2 protein-coding genes and 1 pseudogene are annotated in these 1,321 nt (G+C 43.4%); all 3 read right to left on the bottom strand.

The window, feature by feature from the left end:
• Positions 1-92: 92 nt before the first annotated feature.
• Positions 93-356 (bottom strand): hypothetical protein, encoded by a 264-nt coding sequence (locus I8752_RS34750; RefSeq protein ID WP_214436695.1) that lies wholly within the window; start codon positions 354-356, stop codon positions 93-95.
• On the bottom strand, positions 356-937 hold the full coding sequence (locus I8752_RS34755) for a hypothetical protein (RefSeq protein WP_214436698.1): 582 nt from the start codon (positions 935-937) through the stop codon (positions 356-358). Before I8752_RS34755 ends, I8752_RS34750 begins: the two co-directional genes overlap by 1 nt.
• 130 nt (positions 938-1,067) lie before the next feature.
• A pseudogene (locus I8752_RS34760) lies at positions 1,068-1,321 on the bottom strand (hypothetical protein); the annotation flags it as partial.

The following is a 1,321-nucleotide window of genomic DNA, read 5'->3' on the forward strand; positions in this document are numbered from 1 at the left end:
ATTCTGCATTGGAACTTGAACGGCAACAATATTAGTAGAAAATATACTTTGCCAATTATCACTATTATTTAATTCAACTACTCTCACTGTTGCTATCCGTGAGAAATTACAAAATCAACGTGTTCTGCAAATTCATCCAACATTTCAAACGGATTGGGAATGCCGTAATATTCCAGCTTGTCCAAGTACTCAACAACATCAATCTTCCCAGTTAACCAATCTCTACCCGCTTGGTTAATGGCAAGCATTCCCTGAAATTCAGCTTCAGAGCAGTTGCCATCAACATCAACGGATAGCAGGTCTAGCGGATCGTTTGGAGTCCAAATAATCCCGGTTCGCTCTGCTATCTTGCTCATTAGCCTTCAGGAGTGAATCTAGAGCGGTTTTTACCGCCGTTTCCTGCCATAAATGTGGCATAAGCCGATTCCCCTTGAATAGCCAAAACAGCAGCATCGTAAGCTTGACCGCCAGCATTTTGACCAAAAGGAGAAGTAACAGAATCCACATCGGGTTTTTTATACTCAGCGCCAGTAATGCGGCTATTTTTCTTGGTGGTTCCAGGTACAACAGAAGTCAGCGTTAGCTTGGCGAACTTAAATCTCTTCGCCTCAATCTCAATTGGCGTAGTTAGGGCAGCAAATTCGGTAGTAGTTGTGGTGTAATTGGCAAGCAGCCCGCGAAGCACCGTAGCAACTCCAGACCCTTGTCCAGTTTGTCCATCCTTGATTAATCGAGCGGGAAGATAAACTTTCGTGTTGCCAGCCGTGCCGAACGGAGAAACGTAGCCTTTTTCTCTTTCTGCATAGGCCCGTTTAGTTTCGTCAGTGATAGCTGCAAATTTCGCTTGGCGCTCTGCGGGAGTAGCTTCCAGCCACTCCTTATATTTGTCGTACCGAGCTTTCTGTGCTGGATAACGATTTAAATCTCGAAACCCCATAATTTTGATTGGTGATGGTTACAGTGTTCGTCAACTCTAACCCTTTAAAATCCTTAGAATTCTGTGGCGAAACCTAATAGGTTTTTACCTTTATTTTCTGCCGCAGTCGCCTTCTGTCACTCAACTAACATCACGGATAACTGACTAATCCCTTATTCCTCATTGTTGTATCTATCAAAAACACAGGTGGTACGAGATTGCCTAACGAAATGTAAGCACTTCTGAATCTAAGTGCTGCTACAGGTCTGTACCTGCGGTTTTGTACTTGTTTGCCTAAAATCGTGATTTTCCCGGCTGTTGCCGTTGTTGTGCTGGGTTTATCTGGGTCATTCACGATCAGCTTTTCTGTTTTGAATGGTACATCAATTGCGTTACAAATTTTTT

It is taken from the genome of Dendronalium phyllosphericum CENA369, assembly GCF_016056275.1.
GTDB lineage: Bacteria > Cyanobacteriota > Cyanobacteriia > Cyanobacteriales > Nostocaceae > Dendronalium > Dendronalium phyllosphericum.

What these genes read in the sequence shown, in the direction of transcription:
- I8752_RS34750 (WP_214436695.1), bottom strand. Translation starts at nt 356, where the DNA reads ATGAGCAAGATAGCAGAGCGAACCGGGATTATTTGGACTCCAAACGAT.
- I8752_RS34755 (WP_214436698.1), bottom strand. Translation starts at nt 937, where the DNA reads ATGGGGTTTCGAGATTTAAATCGTTATCCAGCACAGAAAGCTCGGTAC.